The sequence below is a fragment of the Pseudomonas sp. GW821-FHT03A09 genome (assembly GCF_059421065.1).
This window is the reverse complement of the sequence record NZ_JBWKUX010000005.1, coordinates 357,462-376,321: the sequence shown is the minus strand read 5'-3', so window position 1 is coordinate 376,321 and position 18,860 is coordinate 357,462. Positions and strand designations below refer to the sequence as shown.

Here is an 18,860-nt window from a genome sequence, read left to right as displayed (position 1 = left end):
CCGTGACCCACCTGAATCAACCCACCCAACCCGTTCCCGCCGTACGCAGTGTGCTCGTCGCCTTGATGATGGCGATCTTTCTCGGAGCCCTGGACCAGACTATCGTCGCCGTGTCGATGCCGGCCATTTCCGCGCAATTCCATGACGTCAACCTGCTGGCCTGGGTGATCTCCGGCTACATGGTGGCGATGACGGTGGCGGTGCCGATCTATGGCAAGCTCGGCGACCTTTACGGGCGGCGCCCGATGATGCTGATCGGCATGGGCGTGTTCACCCTGGCCTCGCTGTTCTGCGGCATGGCGCAAAGCATGGAGCAACTGGTGCTGGCGCGGATTCTCCAGGGCATCGGCGCCGGCGGGATGATCTCGGTGAGCCAGGCGATCATCGGTGACATCATCCCGCCCCGCGAGCGTGGGCGCTATCAGGGTTACTTCAGCAGCATGTACGCGGTGGCCAGCGTGGCCGGGCCGGTGCTGGGTGGTTACATGACCGAGTACCTGTCCTGGCGCTGGGTGTTCCTGATCAACCTGCCCCTGGGCGCTGGGGCCTGGTACGTGGCCTACCGCACCCTGGTAGGGCTGCCGGTGCCACAACGCAAGCCGATCATCGATTACCTCGGCACCGTGCTGATGATCATCGGCCTGACGGCCTTGCTGTTGGGCATTACCGAAATCGGCCAGGGCCATCATTGGCGTGACGAACAGGTGCTGGGGCTGCTGGCCTGTGCGTTGGTGGCATTGACGGTATTTGTCTGGCACGAACGGCGTGCGCGGGAGCCATTGTTGCCGATGCACCTGTTCGCCAATCGCACTGCGGTGCTGTGCTGGTGCACGATTTTCTTCACCAGCTTCCAGGCGATCTCCCTGACGGTGTTGATGCCCCTGCGTTATCAGACGGTGACCGGCTCTGGTGCCGACAGCGCCGCTTTGCACCTGCTGCCGTTGGCCGTGGGTTTGCCAATGGGGGCTTACTTTGCCGGGCGCATGACCTCGGTGACGGGGCGCTATAAACCGATGATTCTTACCGGCGCACTGTTGAGTCCTTTCGCGATTCTAGGCATGGCCTACAGCGCGCCGCAGGCGGTCGGGCTGACAGCGATCTTCATGCTGCTGTGCGGGATCGCCGTGGGCATGCAGTTCCCGACTTCGTTGGTCGGTACGCAAAACTCCGTTGAGCAGCGGGACATCGGCGTTGCTACCAGCACGACTAACCTGTTCCGTTCGCTGGGCGGCGCGGTCGGGGTGGCGTGTATGTCGGCACTGTTGCTGGCGCTGTTGCAGGACTCCAGTTTCGCCCACCTGGCCAGCGGTTCGCTGGTGGCTGAAGGCAGCTCCGGCAACGTGCTGCTCGATGGCTTGAAAGCCGCCCCGGGCCCGGCGCAGGATGCCTTGCGCGGTGAGCTGGCGGTGACGTTCCGGCATTTGCTGATGGTGAGTGCGGCAGTGTCGCTGCTGGGGTTGGCGGCAGCGGTAGCGATGCCTAACCGTCTGTTGCGCGGTCGTGAAGACAAGGCCCGTTAGCAGGTACGCCATAGAACCCCATGTGGGAGCGGGCTTGCCCGCGATGGCAGCGTGTCAGTCGATACATTCAGTGACTGATCCACCGACATCGCGGGCAAGCCCGCTCCCACAGGTTTAACCGCTTTTCAGCCTCAAGGGCTGTAGTACCCGACAGCGACCATGAAATGCCCGGCCTTGCGCAAGTACGCATGCTTGTTCTCGACCTTGTCGGTTGCCGGGTTTTTCCAGCGGTACTTGTATTCACTCTGGTCCTGCTGGGCCATCAAGTGCAGGATCGGCTCGCCGACAGGCTTGCCGTCCGGGTCCTTGATCTTGCTGAAGTCGGTGTTGACCAGGCGCAAGTTGGTGCCGTGAGCCACATAGCGCCGGGTATCCAGGTCCACCACGAACACATACAGGTCATCCTGCAGGAACCCGCCTTCCAGTGAGTTGATGGCCTTGAGTGTACCGGCCTCATCCTTGAGCAGCGCTTTCACCGCCTTGTCGCGCAACGCCCGCGCTTGTTCCGGCGTGGCCCGTGGCAGGTAGTAACCCACTGCCAGGATGCGCTGGCCCATGCGCTGATAAAACACGTGCTTGTGTTCGACCTTGCCATCGTTCCAGTTCTGCCAACGGTAATCGGCTTGTTGGATACCCTGGCCTTCGGGGGTGGCCAGTGCTTGTTTGAACGAGGCTTGCAGGTCCGGGCCGAGCAGCTCGGACACGTCGCGGCCGATCAAGGCGGAAGAGGGCCCGCCGCTGGCCAGCAGCACACCTTGGGTGTCGACCACGAACACATAACGATCGTGGTCGATGAAGTCGCCCTGACGACTGAACGCCGCGAAGGCTTTGTCGCCGTTGCTCTGGTAGTAAGCCAAGGCTTTTTCCAGCAGGGTCTTGGCGGCCTGTGCGTCCTCATCCTGAGTGGCCGCGTGCACCGAGCCGAAACACAACAGCAGCAGCCAGGTGATTCGGAGCAATCCCTTCATTCCCTATCCCTCCTTCTTGTTGATGTGACAACAGCGTAGACGGCGGCGGCTCAAGGCGCCGCCAGCCACTGGTTGACGATGCCTGCGTACACGCCAGTGGCCACGCTCAGATGCAGCCACTGGTCGACGTAGCTTTTCCACGCCACATCATCCCGGGGCAGCAGGAAGGCTTTTTCGCTGAATTGCATGTACTGCTCCGGGTTGACCGCGCATAGCCCCGGTTTCTGCTTCTGCTGATAACGCGCCTCGCTGGCGTCGGTGATCATCACATCGGCCTTGCCTGCCAGCAGTTCGTCGAAGATGGTCACGTTGTCATGCAGGCGTATCTGCGCCTGGCCCAGATGGGCGCGGGCAAACACTTCATTGGTGCCGCCTGCCGGCTCGATCACCCGCACCTGTGGTTGGTTGATCTGCGCGATGGTCTGGTAACGCTGCACATCGGCGCAGCGCACCAATGGGATCTTGCCGTCGACGCCCAAGGGCTGGCTGAAGAACGCTTTTTTCTGACGCTCCAGGGACACGGAAATACCACCCACGGCGATGTCGCAGCGTTGGGCAAGGAAGTCCGGCATCAAGGTTTTCCAGGTGGTGGGCACCCAGTGGATCTTTGCGTTGAGGCTCTTGGCCAAGGATTCGGCCATGGCAATGTCGATGCCTTCATAGCGGCCATCGGCGCGCAGGGCGGAGTAGGGTGTGTAGTCGCCGGTGGTGCAGACGGTCAGCGTGCCACGTTGCAGCACGTCATCCAGGCGCGAATCGGCCAGGGCGTGGGTGGTCAGACTTGCCAAAAAACAGAAGGCCAGCGGAGCTTTCATGCGGTCGAGTCCTTGGGGCATGGGCGGGGAGGCCATTATTTCCAGCAGGTGGTGGGATGGCAAATGTTTAGCCCCGTCGCAACCAAACTCCGCCAACCCTGAATTGAACAACCTTTGCCCGCGTGTGACGCTGGCTGGCATCTCCCTCACTGTGATTGACACATGGATGGTTCCCCCGACACTCACCCCGAGACATCGCCTGGCGTTTTAGTGCCGAGTGGTTCGACGGTCGTCGAGGCCTTACCGTCCGAGTTGGCGTTCTGGGCGCTGTTCCACTGCCGTCACGCCCGCCCACCAGATACCTCTCTTCTACGTTGATCTTCCCCATGGATGACGCGCGCCTGTGCGCATCTGCCCGGCGGCGCCTGTGCGCCTGCCTGACGCAAACGTATGAGAATTGCCATGAGTGTTTTTGCCAGCCTGCACGAAGCCCAAGCGTTCCTTGAACACAACCCGGACATCGAAATGTTCGAGCTGTTTATCCTCGATAACAACGGCGTGCCACGGGGCAAGTTACTGCACCGCGATGAGCTGTTGGCGGTGTATGAAAGTGGCCGGCCACTGCCCAGCACCATCCTCGGCCTGACCATCAATGGCGACGATGTGGAAAACTCTGGGTTGGTGTGGGAGGTCGGTGATATCGACTGCCGCGCCTACCCGGTCAGCGGCAGCCTGCAGCGCATGCCGTGGCGGTTGATCCCGACGGCCGCCGTGCAGGTCAGCATGCACCCCACCGAAGGTCTGCCCGCCACGGTGGCCGACCCTCGGCATTTGCTGGCCAAGGTCATCGACGGGTTGAAAGCCGACGGCTATTACCCGGTGATGGCTGCGGAACTGGAGTTCTACCTGCTCGACCAGAAGCCCGATAGCAACGGTCGCCCACAACCGGCGCGGGATGTGGACGGCCATCGCCCACGCTCGACCCAGGTGTATGGCCTGCGTGAGCTGGAGCAGATCGAGCCGTTTCTGGCCGACCTCTACAGCGCCTGCAAACTGCAAGGCATCCCGGCGCGCACGGCGATCTCCGAATACGCCCCGGGCCAGGTGGAAATCACCTTGGAGCATCGCGCCGATGCCCTGCAAGCCATGGACGAAGCGGTGCGCTACAAACGCCTGGTCAAAGGCGTGGCCCATAAACACGGGATGACCGCCTGCTTCATGGCCAAGCCGTTCGACGACCTGGCAGGTACTGGCATGCACATGCACGTCAGCTTGGCGGATGCTGAAGGCAACAACCTGTTTGCCAGCGAAGCCGCCGACGGTACACCGCTGCTACGCCAGGCGGTAGGCGGCATGCTCGACACTTTGCTCGATTCGCTGCTGATGTTTTGCCCCAACGCCAACTCCTACCGCCGCTTCCAGACCAACAGCTACGCGCCCTTGGCCGCTACCTGGGGCGTGGACAACCGCACCGTCAGCCTGCGCGTGCCCGGCGGCCCGGCGAGCTCGCGGCATATCGAGCACCGCATCTGCGGTGCCGACGCCAACCCGTACCTCGCTGCCGCCGCGATGCTGGCCGGCATCCACCGTGGCATCCGCGAACGAAGCGATCCAGGCGCCCCGGTGGAAGGCAACGGTTATGCCCAGGCCAAGGAGTTTTTGCCTACGGACTGGCTCACCACCCTGCGTGCATTGGAGGCTTCGAGCTGGGCACGGGATGCGTTCGGCAGCGAGTTCCTCGGGGTATTCCTGGCGGTCAAACGCGCCGAATATCGCCAGTTCATGGGCGAAGTCGGCGAGCAGGATTGGCGCTGGTACCTGAACCAGGCCTGAAGGGATTTGCGACGGCGGCGGTTTCGACCTTTTTTTCACGTTGCAGTGATTAAGCTGTGGATCAAGGTCGTTCACTACCGTTTCGCTTACATGAGCCCGTGATGTCGCCACAACCTCCATCCTCCATCGAGATCGAATTCACCGAGCGCTGTGACCGTGAGCATGCCCTAGTCTGCGGTGATACCCGCCCGCAAGGATTGTTGCAGCGCTTGGCCGCGTGGCGTACGGCGCGGCTGGTACGCCATGCATTGAAAGTGGCGGGCGAGCCGGGGCTGATTCTTGACCTGGCCTGCGGCTCGGGGCAGTTCTGGCCAGTACTGGGCGAACACGTCAACCGGGTGATCCTGGCTTCGGACAACTCCCAGGCCATGCTCGACCATGCCCGCACCCATCACCCGGCGACGCTGCTCAAGCGGATCAAGACTTTTCAAGGCTCGGCGTTTTCCATCGGCCTGTCGGCGAATGCGGTGGACTGCATTTTCTGCCTGGAATTGTTTCGCCATGTCCCCGACAGTGATGTGCGTTTAACCTTGCTGCGCGAGTTTCATCGGGTCAGCCGTGACACCGTGATCGTCTCGGTGAGTGCGCGAACGCTGGTGGAGGGTGAGTTCCGCGAAGCCGGTTTCAAAGTCCTGAATTACCAGGAGTTCCTCCCAGGCTCCACGTCGTGGCGGATCTACGTTCTACGTAAGAGAGGATAAGTCCCGCTCGTCGGACTATTCTCCGTCTCTTGTCGGAGTTTTCATGATCGTGTGTGCACTGCGAATGCTCGCAAGCCCCTTTCGCGATATATACTGCGCGCCATTCTTCAAGGGAGAGCCGTGTGGCCATCGATATTCACTGGATCTGCGACAACGATAGCCTCGGCCAACATTGCGCCGAATGGCAGCAGTTGCCATTCGTCGCCCTCGACACCGAATTCATGCGGGTCGACACCTTTTATCCCATTGCCGGGCTGATCCAGATTGGCGATGGCGTACGCGCTTACCTGATCGATCCCCTGACCATCGACAACTGGCAACCTTTGGCCGCCTTGCTGGAAAATCCAGCGGTGATCAAGGTGGTGCACGCCTGCAGCGAAGACCTCGAAGTGTTGTTGCGCCTGACTGGCAGTTTGCCGGTGCCGCTGTTCGACACCCAATTGGCCGCGGCTTACCTGAACCTCGGTTTCTCGATGGGTTACTCGCGGCTGGTGCAGGCCGTGCTCGATATCGAGTTGCCCAAGGGCGAGACCCGCTCGGACTGGCTGCAGCGGCCGCTGTCCGAGACGCAAGTGAGCTACGCCGCCGAAGACGCTGTGCACCTGGCCGAGGTCTACACCCGGCTACGTCCGCGCCTGTCCGATGACAAATACGCCTGGGTACTGGAAGACGGCGCCGAGCTAGTGGCCAACCTGCGCCGCGAAGTCGACCCGTACGAGGTGTACCGCGAGGCCAAGCTGGCGTGGAAACTGTCCCGCGCCCAGCTCGCCGTACTGCGTGAACTGTGCGCCTGGCGCGAACAGCAAGCCCGTGCCCGTGACCTGCCGCGCAATCGCATCATTCGTGAGCATTCGTTATGGCCCCTGGCCAAATCCCAGCCGGATAACCTTGCCGCCCTGGGCAAGATCGAAGACATGCATCCGCGCACCGTGCGTCAGGATGGCCAGTTCCTGCTGGACCTGATCAAGCGTGCCGGTAGCGTGTCAATGGACCAATGGCCGCCTGCCGTCGCAGAACCCCTGCCGGTAGACGCCGCCGCGTTGATCAAAGAGCTGCGTGCCTTGGGCCAGGCGTTTGCCGAACGCCTGGACATGGCGCCGGAACTGATGCTGCGCAAGAAAACCCTCGAAGCCCTGGTTAAAAGCGGCTACCCCGATGGGCCTTACCAATTGCCAGACTCGCTGCGTGGCTGGCGCCGCGAGTTGATGGGCCAGGCGCTGCTCGACAGCCTGGCCATTGCCGGAGAACAGCCTTGAAACGTATTTGTTCCATCTACCGCAGTTCGAAACGCACAGGCATGTACCTCTACGTGCTCAAGAGCGACGCCCTTGAACGTGTGCCTGAAGCCCTGATCACTATTTTCGGCAAGCCGGCGCACGCGTTCGATCTGGTACTGACGCCCGAGCGCAAGCTGCAACAGGAAGACATCGTGCAAGTCCTGGAAAACCTCGACAAGCAGGGCTACCACCTGCAAATGCCGCCGGCCGAGGACGAGTACATCGAACACTTGCCTGAAGAGCTGCTGCGCCGCAACGACCCGATGTGATCGATCAGTGCCCCGCCCGGGGCACTTGCTTCAATGGAATCGTATAAGTGGGCGGTGGCCGTAAGGATGCGGGCGGCCGTCCGTATTGTTTTTGAAAGGTTTGAACCATGCGTGTTCTGATTGCTGAGCAGGATCACCCGCTCTACGCCCAACTGCTGCGTGACGCGGCGCCGGACCTCGAGGTACTGACCAGCGGCGATTCGGCCGAACTGTCGCGCCTGGCCGCCGATTGCCCGGTATGGCTGGGCCAGCCGGACCTGCTGGCCACCCTGTTGCGCCAGGGCCACCAGCCGCAGTGGCTGCAATCGACCTGGGCCGGTATCACGCCACTGCTGGCCGAAGGCTTGCCGCGCCACTATCGCTTGACCCGAGCGGTCGGCATCTTTGGCCAGGTGATGGCCGAGTTTGTCCTCACCTACATGCTGGGCCATGAACGTGAAGTGCTGGCGCGGCTGGTCAGCCAGGTCGAGCGCAAGTGGGACAACCGCATGGGCCAGAGCCTGGCGGGGCGCAAGGTGCTGATCGTCGGCACCGGCGATATCGGCCAGCGCGTGGCCGAGTTCCTGGTGCCGTTCGGTGTGAAGCTGTATGGCATCGCCAGCAGTGCGCGGGAGCAGGCGCCGTTTACTGAGGTGGTCGGGCTGGATCAACTGGGTCGGTTGGTGGGGGAGGTGGACTACGTGATCAACCTGCTGCCCAATACACCTGACACCCATGATCTGTACGACGCTGCGCTGTTCAAGCAATTCAAGCCGACCGGGTTGTTCATCAACGTCGGGCGCGGCGTGGCGGTGGTAGATGCCGATCTGGTCGAAGCCTTGAAAGAAGGGCACCTGGCCGGTGCGGTGATCGATGTATGCCGCCAGGAACCGCTGCCGCAACGCCATCCGTTCTGGACCGCGTGGGGCCTGTTGCTGACCGGGCACAGTTCGGCACCGACGTCGCCTTCGATGATGGTGGAGTTGTTTGTGCAAAACCTGCGGGCGTATCAGGCTAAGGAAGCGTTGCGCGGGGAAGTCAGCTTCGAACGCGGCTACTGAAGCCACTGCTAATCAAAATGTGGGAGCGGGCTTGCCCGCGATGACGGTAGGCCAGCCAACATCTCTGTAGCTGACACACTGCCATCGCGGGCAAGCCCGCTCCCACATTGGGTATTGCGTCAGCGTCAGAGGCTGAAGTCACCTTCCGAAACCAGCTCGCTCAACGGCCGACGCGGGCTTGGCGCCTCACGGCCTTGCAGGTACTCCGGCAAGGTCGATTTGTCACCCAGCTTGCCCACGGCCACCGCCGCGTGCAGAGCATAACCCTGCGGAATCTTCAGCTCTTTGCGTGTCAGTTCCTGATCGAAACCGGCCATGCCGTGGGTGTGCCAGCCGGCGAGGCTGGCTTGCAGCGCCAAGTGGCCCCAGGCCGAGCCGGTGTCGAAGGTGTGCCACAGGGCTGGGGTTTCTTCGCTGGCGCCGGGGGCGGTGAAGTCGGTTTTCGAGGCGATGATCACCAGGGCCGACGCGTGCTGCGCCCAACCACGGTTGAATTCATTGAGCAGGCCCAGGAAGCGTTCCCAGTTTGGCGTGTCGCGGCGCGCATACAGGAAACGCCACGGCTGTGAGTTGTAGGCCGACGGTGCCCAGCGTGCGGCTTCGAAAAAGCTCAACAGGGTGTCCTGCGGGATGCTTTCGCCGGTGAAAGCGCGAGGCGACCAGCGGTCGGTGAACTGGGTGTGGATTGGATAGTCGGCAACACGTGTCATTGAGCATTTCCTGATCGTCAATTCGGTGCTCAAAGCTACTGCGCGGCCACTAGACTGACAAGTCTTGTCACACCGCCAGTCGTAAGCGCTTGGCCCCAAGGGCCTTGGGCACTAGACTGGCGGCCTTTTCACCTAGCGATGTTGATGTAGAGCCATGGCCGCCAAAGTCGAACCTTTCTGGATACGCAAAACCCTTGAACACCTTGATCAGGAGGAGTGGGAGTCGTTGTGCGACGGCTGTGGCCTGTGCTGCCTACAGAAGCTTGAGGACGAAGACGACAACAGCGTTTATTACACGCGTATCGCCTGCAAACTGCTCGACCTGAAAACCTGCCAGTGCACCGACTACCCCAACCGCCGTGCCTCGGTGCCTGATTGCATCCAGCTCACCCCGGGCCAGGCTGATCAGTTCAAGTGGTTGCCGCCGACTTGCGGCTACCGACTGGTTAGCGAGCGTAAAGACCTGCCGCTTTGGCATCACCTGGTCTGTGGCGACCGCGACGCAGTGCATCACGAACGCATTTCCCAGTCCGGGCGCATGCTCAGCGAAGGCAGCGTGCCCGAAGACGACTGGGAGGATTACCTGATCTTCCGCGCGGGCTGAACAAGGAGTGAGTATGCGGGTGGGAACCAAGCTGGCGGCGGGCCTGATGTTGCTGGCGTTGAGCATGCCGGCATGGTGTGCGAAGAAAGTCGACCTGGACTATCACGTCAAGTTGCTGCCCCAGAGCGACCAGGCCGAAGTGCGCCTGAGCCTGTCCCAGGGCTCGGCGGTGCGCAGCCTCGACTTCGACCTGGGCCGCGCGGGTGACTACAGCGACTTCAAGGCCGACGGCCAATGGAAAGTCACCGGCAGCCGTGGCCTGTGGCAACCCAGTGCCGACAAAGCCAGCCTGACCTATCGCGTCCGCCTTACCCATGCGCGCAAACCTGGCACCTATGAAGCGCGGATGACGCCCAACTGGGCGCTGTTTCGCGGTGAAGACCTGGTGCCGGCTGCGCGGCTGGATCAACAAGACGGCATCGAGCTGGTCTCGCGCCTGGTGTTCGAACTGCCGGCAGGTTGGAAGAGCATCGAAACTGCCTGGCCGCGCATCGGCAAAAACAAATTTCGCATCGACAACGTCTCCCGCCTGTTCGACCGCCCCACCGGCTGGATGCTTGCCGGAACCCTGGGTAGCCGGCGTATGCGACTTGGTGAAACCGAAGTCACCGTGGCTGCCCCCAAAGGGCAGGGCATGCGGCGCATGGATGTACTGACGCTGCTGACGTTCGTCTGGCCGCAATTGGAGGCGGCGTTCCCGCGCCATCCAGCGAAACTGTTGATCGTGGGCGCCAGCGACCCCATGCGCCGGGGTGTTGTGGCGTCGCGCGATTCGATCTACCTCAACAGCCACACACCGCTGGTCAGTGAAAGCGGCAGCAGCCCGTTGATCCGCGAAGTGGTGCAGGCCATTGGCCGCTTCAATGATCACGACAGTAGCGATTGGATTCGCGAGGGGCTGGGGGAGTATTACGCGATCGAGCTGGTGCGCCGCGCCGGTGGCATCACCGACGAGCGCTACGCAGCCATCCAGGCGCGGTTGAGCAAGGAAGGCAAGGACGTCACCACCCTGCGGGGTGAGCACATCAGCGCCGGCGCCGTGGCCCGGGCGGTGGTGGTGTTGCAGGAACTGGACCGCGAGATCCGCGTGAAAACCCACAACAAGCGCTCGCTGGATGACCTTGCGCAGGGGGTCATGCGCTCGAACGGCATTACCACTGCTGAGTTTGTGCAACTGGCTGAAAGTGTGATCGGCGAGTCGTCGGTGGTGCTGGACAACAAACTGCTGCGCTGAGCCCAAACCTTGCACACAACCAAATGTGGGAGCGGGCTTGCCCGCGAAGGCGGTGTGTCAGTTACAGATGTTTCAACTGATCCACCGTATTCGCGGGCAAGCCCGCTCCCACATGTTGATCTCCACTATCCGGAAGATCACCTTCAGCCGGTGGTTTTGGTTGTTTTCTCAGCCGCCACTTCGGCCTTGGTCTTGAGGTTCTTCAGCTCTTGGCCGGCGCGCTCGATCTTCGTGCGCACGCTGTTCATGTCTTGGCGACCCTGTTCCAGTTTGTCCTTGAGCGAGCTGTGCCCGGTGAAGCCACGGGCCAGCGCCACACCGCCGATCGCCACTTGGATCAAGCCGAAAATCCCGCCACGGCGCAGGCCTTTGCCAACCATCATCACGCCGCCGGCTACCGAGCCGATACGTTCCCAGCCGTGCACGTTCTGAGTCGGCGGGGTGTCGAGTGGTGCGTGTTCGATGATCGGTCGCAGGTTTTTGCTGTCGCTCATGGTCTGTCTCCAACAAGGGCAAGTGTAAGTAGCTGACTGTTCGCAGGCGCTGGATGTTCCCGAAAAATCAGTACTTGGGGCCTGAACGGGTGTTGTTGCCCTTGGCCAGGCGGTCGTAAAGCACCACGTTGACGGTGGCGGCGAGGTTCATGCAGCCAGTGGTCGGGATATACACCACGTCTTCGCACCAGTCGCGGATCTCTTTGTCGAGGGAGCCGTCTTCGGGGCCGAAGATGTACAGCGCGCGGTCGGGGTGGGTGTATTCGGGCAGCGGGCGGGCGCCTTCCACCAGTTCCACGGCGACCGGGATACAGCCCAGGGGCAGGATCTTTTTCAGGTCATCGATGCCGATCAGCGGAATGTCGTGGTGGACCTTCTTGGTGTCGGTGATGAAGTCCCGGGCGCGCTCGTAACGCACGCCGGTGTAGAACACCGAGGCCACGCCGTAGCAGCCGGCGGCACGCATCACCGAGCCGACGTTTTCGGGGGATTTGGGGTTATACAGACCGATGCAGCTGTAGCGTTTATTGCCCACGGGGAAGGGTGCCTTGGAGAAAAACGGCGATTATACGGCCTTGGAGGGATGCGGTGTTTGGGGGATAGCTATCGCGGGCAAGCCAGCTCCCACATTTTGACTTGTGAACACGTTCAAATGTGGGAGCTGGCTTGCCTGCGATGGGGCCAGGACAGGCAAAGAAGACCTTCAGTCGTCTTTCTTCATCAGGCCAGCCAACGCCGCAAACGGGTTATGCGTGGCCTTGGCAATGGTCGGGCTACTGGTGGAGCCGTCGCCGAAATACTGCTGGTCGGTGTAGCGCGAGTGTTCGTTGTCGTGACAATACAGGCACAGCAACTCCCAGTTGGAGCCGTCCTGGGGATTGTCATCATGATTGTGATTTCGGTGGTGTACTGTCAGTTCGCTCAGGCGTTTGCCGGAGAACTCACGGGCGCAGCGGCCGCACACGTGGGGGTACATCTTCAAGGCTTTGTCGCGGTAGCCCATTTCCCGGTCGCGCTGGGCATCGGCGAGGATGCGATCCAGCTTGGCGGTGTGGGAGGGCGGGTTGGTCGAGCTCATCATGGCTCCTGGCTATCTTGCGGTTCACGGATAGGGTTGATTCTAGCCGCTCGCGTTGCAAATGACTGCTTCACTTTACATATAAGGATCTGAAACTCATGCGTCTGCATTCATGGATTGTTGCGTTACTGCTGTGTGTCGTTACCGCCCAGGCCCAAGCGTTCTCCACACCCAAACCCGGAGAGGTGATCGAGGTGGCCCTGGAGCGACTGCACCCGACCCAGGCCGTGGTGGGTTTTGACCAGATTTATTACAGCCTCGGCTTGTTCGCCGATAAACCCGCCAAGGTTTTCGATGAATACTGCGAGACCAACGGCCAGGGCAGCGCTGACAAAGTGCCGAAAAAAGCCGACCTGCACAAACCCGACAGCTTCACCTGCAAGGACCCGGTGGGCACCCATCCCGAAGACATGAAAACCGTGGTGGTCGGCCCCGCGGGCCAGTTGTACCTGACCGATGGCCACCACACGTTCACCACCTTGTGGGAAACCACTGGCGGCGGTTCGCAGTTGAAAATGTGGGTCAAGGTCACCGACGACTTCAGCAACAGCCCGGACATGGCCACCTTCTGGCAGCGCATGCAGGCGGCGCGCAAGGTCTGGCTCAAGGACAACCAGGGCCAGACCTTGCCGCCCGAGCAACTGCCGGCGCACCTGGGCTTCAAGAACTTGCAGGACGATACTTTCCGCAGCCTGGTGTATTTCACCCGCAAGGCCGCCTATGGCAAGCCGGATGACGGTGCGATTGCGCCGGAATTCCTGGAGTTCTACTGGGGCAACTGGTTGCGCACCCAAGTTGACCTGAGCGCGTACAACCTGAACAAGAAGAGCGGCTACAAGGATGCCATCGAAGCGGTGGCCAAGCGCATGGTCAGCCTGGCGCCGGGTTCACAGGTGGGTGACAGCGGTTTTACCGCCCGCCAACTGGGTGGCATGACCCAACTGGATCGCGATGAGCTTGAGAAGACCTTCGATAAAAAAGTGCCGTACGTGATCGATTACCGCAAATCCCGAAACTGACCCAGCACAAAATGTGGGAGCTGGCTTGCCTGCGATAGCGGTGTATCAGACGGCAGATGTGTTGACTGTTACGGCGCTATCGCGGGCAAGCCCACTCCCACAGGGGATTTTCTGCGTTGGGTGAATCGTGTTCAGCCCTTGAGCTTCTCGGCAATCCAGATGGTATGCCGGGTGCCCTTGTTGCCATGGGCAAACACTTGCACCTCTTCGGCCTTGAACCCGGCCTTGCGCAGTTTGTCGCTGAACAGTTTGTCGGCGCTGGCCGACCACACGGCCAAAACGCCTTTGGGGCGCAGGGCCTTGGCACAGGCGGCCAGGCCACTGGCGGAGTACAGCCAGCTATTGGCCTTTTGCGTGAGGCCTTCGGGGCCGTTGTCGACGTCGAGCATGATCGCGTCAAAGCCCTGGGGCTCGGCTTGCAGTACCTTGGCCACGTCCTCCATGCGGATTGTGGTGCGCGGGTCCAGCAGCGGGCGTCCGGATTTTTCCCCGAGCGGGCCGCGGTTCCACTCCACCACGCCGGGCACCAACTCCGCGACCACCACTTCGGCCGTCTTGCCCAAATGCTTGAGCGCCGAGGCCAGGGTAAAGCCCATGCCCAACCCGCCGATCAGTACCCGTGAGCCCGGACGCCCGGCCACTTTACGGCAAGGAATCTCCGCCAGTGCATCTTCGGAACCGTGCATGCGCGTGTTCATCAACTGGCCGCCGTCACCGCCCTGAATCTTGATGACAAAATCCTCACCGTATTCGAACAGGCACAAGGCTCCGCCGTTGTCGGGGATCGGAGTGGTGTCCAGCAGAACGAAACGTTTCATGGAAATCTCATTGGGAAGGGCATTCTTGCGCGGTTGGGAGTAGCCTTACGACATTCCGGTCAGGCCATGGAGCCATCGATGAAGTGCAACATTCTAACGGTCATTGTGCTTGGCGCGCTCACATTGGGTACGGCGCAGGCGCAAGAGGTGCAAACCGTGCCGGTCGCACCCGCGCCAACCCCCGGTGCGCCGGGCACACCGACGCCCACGCTGTATCCGCAAGTCAGTCCGCCCGTCGCCCCCAAAGCCACCGCCAATGGCTCGCCCGCGCTGGTGCCGATCGTGTTGCCCGCGCCGCCAAAAGATCAAACGGTGCCCGGCCTGCAACAGAACGACAGCAAGCCGAAGACGCCCGGCGGTTAATACTGCTGCGAGAGTAATTGCCCATCGGCCATGCGCAAGCGCTTGGAGAGGGCAATCGCAATAGCGCGGATCATCTTCGCCGCCACACAGCTGGCGGAGCGCCGTTCGCCGTCGAGCACGGCCCTAAGTTCCTAAATCAGGCCGAGGGCCTTGAAGACAAATCCATATTCGAGCGCTACGTCACGCAATCCCTGGTAACGACCGCTCATGCCACCGTGGCCGGCGCCCAGTTCGGTCTTGAGCAGCAACAGGTTGTCGTCGGTCTTGGTGCCCCGCAGCTTGGCCACCCACTTGGCCGCTTCCCAATACTGCACGCGGCTGTCGTTGTAACCGGCGATCACCAAGGTGGCCGGGTAGGCTTGGGCGCTGACGTTTTCGTAGGGGGCGTAAGCCTTGAGGCGTGCATACACCTCGGGCTCTTCAGGGTTGCCCCATTCGTCGTACTCGGTGATGGTCAGCGGCAGCTCGGGGTCGAGCATGGTGTTGAGCACGTCGACAAACGGCACTTCGGCAATCGCCGCCTGGAACAGCTCCGGACGCTGGTTGAGCACGGCGCCAATCAACAAGCCACCGGCGCTACCGCCGCTGATTGCCAATTGCTTGGCCGTGGTCAGGCCTTCGGCGATCAAATGCTCGGCACAGGCGATAAAGTCGCTGAACGTATTCTGCTTGTGTTCCTGCTTGCCATTGCGATACCAGGCTTCACCCAACTCGCCGCCGCCGCGCACATGCGCGATGGCAAACGCCACCCCACGGTCCAGCAGGCTCAGGCGGGCATGGGAGAACCACGGGTCGAGGCTCTGGCCGTAGGCGCCGTAGCCGTAGAGGTAAAGCGGGGTTGGCTTGCCCAGTTGGTCGCGCTTGACCACCAGGCTGATCGGCACCTGGGTGCCGTCGGCGGAGGTGGCCCACAGGCGCTGGCTGACATAGTCATCGGCGTTGAACACGCCGAGCACCGGGGTTTCCTTGAGCACAACTTGCGCACCTGTGGCCAGCTCGAGCTGGCGCACCTGGGCGGGGCGGTTCAGGGCTTCGTAGCGCAGGCGGATCTTGTCACTGGCAAATTCCAGGCTGTTCTGTACGTAGAGGCTGTAGGCAGCGTCGGGCAATTCCACGCGATACGCCGGCAAGTCCTGGGCGTGCACTTCGATCACCGGCAGGCCTCCGATGCGCAGGCTCAAGGTCATGGCCTGGGCGTTCAGGGTCACGCCGTCGAGCATCACGGTGGCGTCGTGGGGGATCAGGTTTTGCCAGTCCTCCTCATTGGGCACGCTGCCGGTGTCGGCGGCGACGAATAGTGCGTAGTTGATGCCGTCACGGTTGCTGCGGATGAACCAGGTCCACTCGCCATTACGCTTGCCGTGGTCCACGTCGTATTCATGGTCTTCGACCCGTGGTGCCAGGCAGGTGAAATCCAACTGCGGCTGGTCGGCGTCCAGCGCCCAGATTTCACTGGTGGTCTTGCTGCCCAGGGCCAGCAGCAGCTGGCGCTCGGAGCTTGCGCGGTAGCAATGCAGGAAGAAACGCCCATCGGGTTCGTGGAACACTTCCTGCGCCGCCGTGCCGTCCAGGCGATAGCGATACAGCTTATGTGGGCGATGGGTGTCGTCCAGCTCGCCGAAGAACAGGGTCAGGCTGTCGTTGGCCCAGGTCATGCTGCCGTCGCAGTTTTCGAATGCCAGCTCGCTGACTTTGCCGGTGGCCAATTCCTTCACGTACAGGGTGTAAATCTCTTCACCGCTGGTGTCGAGGCTGTAGGCCAGGCGCTGGTGGTCGGGGCTGATGCTGAAGGCGCCGAGGGAGAAAAAGCCGCCGTTGGCCAGCACGTTGGGATCGAGCAGCAGTTCTTCGCTGCTTTCATCCACGGCATGGCTGTCATCCGCCGGACGGCGGCAACGGTAGTGGCGGGCGTATTCGTCACCGGCGGTGGTGCGGGTGTAATACAGGTAGGGGCCCCACGGCGAGGGCAGGGACAGGTCGGTTTCCAGGATGCGGACCTTGATCTCTTCGAACAGGGTTTCGCGCAGGGCTTTCTGGTCGGCAAGCTGGGCTTCCTGCCAGGCGTTCTCGGCCTTGAGGTAATCGAGGACGTCGCTACTGTCACGCTCTTGCAGCCAGGCGTACGGGTCTGGACCTTCGGCCTTGCGGGCAATCGGGGCGGTCGATATAGGCATGGATTATTCTCTATCTGGCGGACGGTGGCAGGCATTGCAGCCGAGACACGCAAAAGCCGTTATCATAGCCGCCTCTTTGCCAGCCTTGCCATGGACACCATGACCGAGAACGACTATCTGACCGCTTGGGGCCTTTACGCCTTCGCCGCTTTGGGCTGCCTGTTGGTGTGGTGGCGCATGACCCGCTGGATCTGGCGCTGGCTGCGCGAGCCGCTGCAGTTGCTGATGGCAGTGCTGCTGCTCAGCCCGACCATCGTCGATCCCGTCAAGACTCAATTTGCCCCGGCCGTGGCGATTACCGCCCTGGACCTGGTGCTCAAGGTCGGTAATAACGCCTGGCGGGCCATTTCCGATCTGTTCATGTACACGATGATCGCGTTTGCCGTGTACCTCGTGTTCGTGCTGATCCGCTGGCCCATCGAGCGCGCCGCCAATGCCCGCCGTGAGCGCAAGGCCGCTGCCGATGCTGCCCTGGCCGCCGAGCCTGTAGAGGACGACGAACCTTTCCGCCGCCCGGCACCTGTGAGCGGCATGCGCGTCGAACCGCGCCTTTAACGTTGCAGCGAGAGCCCTGGCATGTGTGAATTATTGGGCATGAGTGCCAACGTCCCCACCGATATCGTGTTCAGCTTTACCGGGCTGATGCAGCGGGGCGGGCGTACCGGCCCCCACCGCGATGGTTGGGGCATTGCTTTCTATGAAGGTCGTGGGCTGCGCCTGTTCCAGGACCCGGCCGCCAGCAGTGAGTCGGAAGTCGCCTTGCTGGTGCAGCGTTATCCCATCAAAAGTGAAGTGGTGATTGGCCATATCCGCCAGGCCAATGTGGGCAAGGTGTGCCTGTCCAATACTCACCCGTTCGTGCGCGAACTGTGGGGGCGCAACTGGTGTTTTGCGCATAACGGCCAACTGGCGGGCTTCAACCCTCGCGCCACGTTCTACCGCCCGGTGGGCGATACCGATAGCGAAGCGGCATTCTGCGACTTGCTCAACCGCGTGCGCGAGGCTTTCCCCGAGCCGGTGGACATCGAGCAGGTCTTGCCGGACCTGATCGCCGCTTGCGCCGAATACCGCAGCAAAGGCGTGTTCAACTGCCTGCTCAGCGACGGTGACTGGCTGTTTTGCTACTGCTCGACCAAGTTGGCGCAGATCACACGGCGCGCACCGTTCGGCCCGGCACGCTTGAAAGATGTCGACGTGATCGTCGATTTTCAGGCTGAAACCACGCCAAACGATGTGGTGACAGTGATCGCCACCGAACCTTTGACCGACAACGAAAACTGGACCCGCTACGAACCGGGCCAATGGAGCCTGTGGCGACGCGGTGAATGCGTCAGCCAGGGCGTCACCGAGTAAGGATATCGACCATGTTGCTCAGCTATCTGCGGTTGGTGCTGTTTGCCATTGGCTTGTTGGTCGGTGTGCAAGTGCCGGGGTTTATCAACGACTACGCCAAGCGCGTCGAAGCCCATTTGATCGAAGCCCGGACCGGCTTGCGTGGCTTTGATGCCACCGCGCAGCAATTTTTCAACGGCGACTTGCAGGCATTGGTGGCGCATTACCGTGCCAGTGATGACCCGGTATTCCGCAGCGACGCCAACAGCCTGGGCACCTTGCTCGACCGCCAGGTGGCGTTGGACAAGCAATTCCAGGCCATGCAAGGCCCTTGGTACATCCGCGCCCTGCAAGTGGCCGTGGCCGCCGATCCGGATATTCGCCTGGAAACCTGGAACGGCTACAGCTATCAGATCCTGCTGACGCCCGAGGCCATGGGGTGGGGGTTGGGCGGGGCGTTGTTGTTGTCGTTCGGCCTGGAGTGCCTGTTCCGCTTGATCGACTGGGTGGTGTTGGGCGGCAAGCGCCTGCGCCAGAGCCGGCCGATTGAAGAGCGCGACCTCAAGGGGTTGTAAGTGCACCTCTGATCCAAATGTGGGAGCTGGCTTGCCTGCGATGGCGGTGGGTCAGCTTGCACATTTACTGCTGATACTCCGCTATCGCAGGCAAGC

Annotated in this window: 21 protein-coding genes and 1 pseudogene; 13 read left to right on the top strand and 9 right to left on the bottom strand. The window is 61.7% G+C overall.

Translation table 11 applies throughout. The features are described from left to right. Positions 1-2: 2 nt before the first annotated feature. Positions 3-1,520 (top strand): MDR family MFS transporter, encoded by a 1,518-nt coding sequence (locus AC07V4_RS12065; RefSeq protein ID WP_492636144.1) that lies wholly within the window; start codon positions 3-5, stop codon positions 1,518-1,520. A 131-nt stretch (positions 1,521-1,651) separates the two neighbouring features. Here the strand turns inward: AC07V4_RS12065 and AC07V4_RS12060 are convergent, their stop codons facing one another. Both AC07V4_RS12060 and AC07V4_RS12055 read right to left on the bottom strand, forming a co-directional pair. Then, positions 1,652-2,488: a cache domain-containing protein gene (locus AC07V4_RS12060; protein ID WP_492636145.1), complete on the bottom strand. Its 837-nt coding sequence runs from the start codon at positions 2,486-2,488 to the stop codon at positions 1,652-1,654. A gap of 50 nt (positions 2,489-2,538) precedes the next feature. After that, positions 2,539-3,303 carry a transporter substrate-binding domain-containing protein gene (locus AC07V4_RS12055; protein WP_492636146.1) on the bottom strand — a complete coding sequence of 255 codons (765 nt, stop codon included), beginning with the start codon at positions 3,301-3,303 and terminating at the stop codon, positions 2,539-2,541. A gap of 402 nt (positions 3,304-3,705) precedes the next feature. Here AC07V4_RS12055 and AC07V4_RS12050 point away from each other — a divergent pair, with 402 nt between their 5' ends. From AC07V4_RS12050 to AC07V4_RS12030, 5 genes are all read left to right on the top strand, one after another. Then, positions 3,706-5,076 carry a glutamine synthetase family protein gene (locus AC07V4_RS12050; protein WP_492636147.1) on the top strand — a complete coding sequence of 457 codons (1,371 nt, stop codon included), beginning with the start codon at positions 3,706-3,708 and terminating at the stop codon, positions 5,074-5,076. A 101-nt stretch (positions 5,077-5,177) separates the two neighbouring features. After that, positions 5,178-5,777 carry a class I SAM-dependent methyltransferase gene (locus AC07V4_RS12045; protein ID WP_492636148.1) on the top strand — a complete coding sequence of 200 codons (600 nt, stop codon included), beginning with the start codon at positions 5,178-5,180 and terminating at the stop codon, positions 5,775-5,777. A gap of 122 nt (positions 5,778-5,899) precedes the next feature. Next, the gene (gene rnd / locus AC07V4_RS12040; protein WP_492636149.1) at positions 5,900-7,033 is read left to right on the top strand and encodes a ribonuclease D; all 1,134 of its coding nucleotides are present in this window, start codon (positions 5,900-5,902) and stop codon (positions 7,031-7,033) included. After that, a complete protein-coding gene (locus AC07V4_RS12035; RefSeq protein ID WP_071488977.1) occupies positions 7,030-7,323 on the top strand; it encodes a YcgL domain-containing protein in 294 nt (97 codons plus the stop codon). The genes rnd and AC07V4_RS12035 overlap by 4 nt, the downstream gene beginning before the upstream one ends. 107 nt (positions 7,324-7,430) lie before the next feature. After that, the gene (locus tag AC07V4_RS12030; RefSeq protein WP_492636150.1) at positions 7,431-8,363 is read left to right on the top strand and encodes a D-2-hydroxyacid dehydrogenase; all 933 of its coding nucleotides are present in this window, start codon (positions 7,431-7,433) and stop codon (positions 8,361-8,363) included. A 125-nt stretch (positions 8,364-8,488) separates the two neighbouring features. Here AC07V4_RS12030 and AC07V4_RS12025 read toward each other — a convergent pair whose 3' ends face one another. Then, positions 8,489-9,073: a nitroreductase family protein gene (locus tag AC07V4_RS12025; protein ID WP_492636151.1), complete on the bottom strand. Its 585-nt coding sequence runs from the start codon at positions 9,071-9,073 to the stop codon at positions 8,489-8,491. A gap of 154 nt (positions 9,074-9,227) precedes the next feature. Between AC07V4_RS12025 and AC07V4_RS12020 the strand changes: the two genes are divergently transcribed. Next, a complete protein-coding gene (locus AC07V4_RS12020; RefSeq protein ID WP_003172524.1) occupies positions 9,228-9,677 on the top strand; it encodes a YcgN family cysteine cluster protein in 450 nt (149 codons plus the stop codon). Between the two features lie 13 nt (positions 9,678-9,690). Beyond that, positions 9,691-10,911, top strand: a complete 1,221-nt coding sequence (locus AC07V4_RS12015; RefSeq protein WP_492636152.1) for a hypothetical protein — start codon at positions 9,691-9,693, stop codon at positions 10,909-10,911. A gap of 143 nt (positions 10,912-11,054) precedes the next feature. Here AC07V4_RS12015 and AC07V4_RS12010 read toward each other — a convergent pair whose 3' ends face one another. From AC07V4_RS12010 to AC07V4_RS12000, 3 genes are all read right to left on the bottom strand, one after another. After that, a complete protein-coding gene (locus tag AC07V4_RS12010) occupies positions 11,055-11,405 on the bottom strand; it encodes a YgaP family membrane protein (protein ID WP_492636153.1) in 351 nt (116 codons plus the stop codon). A 67-nt stretch (positions 11,406-11,472) separates the two neighbouring features. Beyond that, positions 11,473-11,940 carry an RNA methyltransferase gene (locus tag AC07V4_RS12005; protein WP_003189607.1) on the bottom strand — a complete coding sequence of 156 codons (468 nt, stop codon included), beginning with the start codon at positions 11,938-11,940 and terminating at the stop codon, positions 11,473-11,475. Between the two features lie 168 nt (positions 11,941-12,108). Continuing rightward, the gene (locus AC07V4_RS12000; protein WP_010212122.1) at positions 12,109-12,483 is read right to left on the bottom strand and encodes a YajD family HNH nuclease; all 375 of its coding nucleotides are present in this window, start codon (positions 12,481-12,483) and stop codon (positions 12,109-12,111) included. A gap of 98 nt (positions 12,484-12,581) precedes the next feature. On the opposite strand from AC07V4_RS12000, the gene AC07V4_RS11995 reads away from it, so the two are divergent. Continuing rightward, complete coding sequence (locus AC07V4_RS11995; RefSeq protein ID WP_492636154.1) at positions 12,582-13,502, top strand: ParB/Srx family N-terminal domain-containing protein; 921 nt, start codon at positions 12,582-12,584, stop codon at positions 13,500-13,502. A 131-nt stretch (positions 13,503-13,633) separates the two neighbouring features. On the opposite strand, the gene AC07V4_RS11990 is transcribed toward AC07V4_RS11995, so the two are convergent. Beyond that, positions 13,634-14,320: a spermidine synthase gene (locus AC07V4_RS11990; RefSeq protein WP_492636155.1), complete on the bottom strand. Its 687-nt coding sequence runs from the start codon at positions 14,318-14,320 to the stop codon at positions 13,634-13,636. A gap of 78 nt (positions 14,321-14,398) precedes the next feature. On the opposite strand from AC07V4_RS11990, the gene AC07V4_RS11985 reads away from it, so the two are divergent. Beyond that, the gene (locus tag AC07V4_RS11985) at positions 14,399-14,683 is read left to right on the top strand and encodes a hypothetical protein (protein WP_492636156.1); all 285 of its coding nucleotides are present in this window, start codon (positions 14,399-14,401) and stop codon (positions 14,681-14,683) included. On the opposite strand, the pseudogene AC07V4_RS11980 reads toward AC07V4_RS11985, so the two are convergent. Then, positions 14,680-14,805 (bottom strand): annotated as a pseudogene (locus AC07V4_RS11980) (cyclic nucleotide-binding domain-containing protein); the annotation flags it as partial. The gene AC07V4_RS11985 and the pseudogene AC07V4_RS11980 overlap by 4 nt on opposite strands. Before the next feature lie 9 nt (positions 14,806-14,814). Beyond that, a complete protein-coding gene (locus AC07V4_RS11975; protein WP_492636157.1) occupies positions 14,815-16,857 on the bottom strand; it encodes a S9 family peptidase in 2,043 nt (680 codons plus the stop codon). A 24-nt stretch (positions 16,858-16,881) separates the two neighbouring features. On the opposite strand from AC07V4_RS11975, the gene AC07V4_RS11970 reads away from it, so the two are divergent. From AC07V4_RS11970 to AC07V4_RS11960, 3 genes are read left to right on the top strand one after another with little or no spacing between them, the layout of a single operon-like run. Continuing rightward, positions 16,882-17,412 (top strand): MFS transporter, encoded by a 531-nt coding sequence (locus AC07V4_RS11970; RefSeq protein WP_431753046.1) that lies wholly within the window; start codon positions 16,882-16,884, stop codon positions 17,410-17,412. A 21-nt stretch (positions 17,413-17,433) separates the two neighbouring features. Then, positions 17,434-18,210 carry a class II glutamine amidotransferase gene (locus AC07V4_RS11965; protein WP_431753045.1) on the top strand — a complete coding sequence of 259 codons (777 nt, stop codon included), beginning with the start codon at positions 17,434-17,436 and terminating at the stop codon, positions 18,208-18,210. Positions 18,211-18,221: 11 nt separating this feature from the next. Next, positions 18,222-18,764, top strand: a complete 543-nt coding sequence (locus tag AC07V4_RS11960) for a DUF2937 family protein (protein WP_492636158.1) — start codon at positions 18,222-18,224, stop codon at positions 18,762-18,764. Positions 18,765-18,860 lie beyond the last annotated feature (96 nt).

Coding starts and splice junctions, on each gene's coding strand:
- AC07V4_RS11975 (WP_492636157.1), bottom strand. CDS start 16,857: ATGCCTATATCGACCGCCCCGATTGCCCGCAAGGCCGAAGGTCCAGAC.
- AC07V4_RS11985 (WP_492636156.1), top strand. CDS start 14,399: ATGAAGTGCAACATTCTAACGGTCATTGTGCTTGGCGCGCTCACATTG.
- AC07V4_RS12010 (WP_492636153.1), bottom strand. CDS start 11,405: ATGAGCGACAGCAAAAACCTGCGACCGATCATCGAACACGCACCACTC.
- AC07V4_RS11965 (WP_431753045.1), top strand. CDS start 17,434: ATGTGTGAATTATTGGGCATGAGTGCCAACGTCCCCACCGATATCGTG.
- AC07V4_RS12000 (WP_010212122.1), bottom strand. CDS start 12,483: ATGAGCTCGACCAACCCGCCCTCCCACACCGCCAAGCTGGATCGCATC.
- AC07V4_RS11960 (WP_492636158.1), top strand. CDS start 18,222: ATGTTGCTCAGCTATCTGCGGTTGGTGCTGTTTGCCATTGGCTTGTTG.
- AC07V4_RS12055 (WP_492636146.1), bottom strand. CDS start 3,303: ATGAAAGCTCCGCTGGCCTTCTGTTTTTTGGCAAGTCTGACCACCCAC.
- AC07V4_RS11990 (WP_492636155.1), bottom strand. CDS start 14,320: ATGAAACGTTTCGTTCTGCTGGACACCACTCCGATCCCCGACAACGGC.
- AC07V4_RS12050 (WP_492636147.1), top strand. CDS start 3,706: ATGAGTGTTTTTGCCAGCCTGCACGAAGCCCAAGCGTTCCTTGAACAC.
- AC07V4_RS12020 (WP_003172524.1), top strand. CDS start 9,228: ATGGCCGCCAAAGTCGAACCTTTCTGGATACGCAAAACCCTTGAACAC.
- AC07V4_RS12015 (WP_492636152.1), top strand. CDS start 9,691: ATGCGGGTGGGAACCAAGCTGGCGGCGGGCCTGATGTTGCTGGCGTTG.
- AC07V4_RS12060 (WP_492636145.1), bottom strand. CDS start 2,488: ATGAAGGGATTGCTCCGAATCACCTGGCTGCTGCTGTTGTGTTTCGGC.
- AC07V4_RS11995 (WP_492636154.1), top strand. CDS start 12,582: ATGCGTCTGCATTCATGGATTGTTGCGTTACTGCTGTGTGTCGTTACC.
- AC07V4_RS12030 (WP_492636150.1), top strand. CDS start 7,431: ATGCGTGTTCTGATTGCTGAGCAGGATCACCCGCTCTACGCCCAACTG.
- AC07V4_RS12045 (WP_492636148.1), top strand. CDS start 5,178: ATGTCGCCACAACCTCCATCCTCCATCGAGATCGAATTCACCGAGCGC.
- AC07V4_RS12025 (WP_492636151.1), bottom strand. CDS start 9,073: ATGACACGTGTTGCCGACTATCCAATCCACACCCAGTTCACCGACCGC.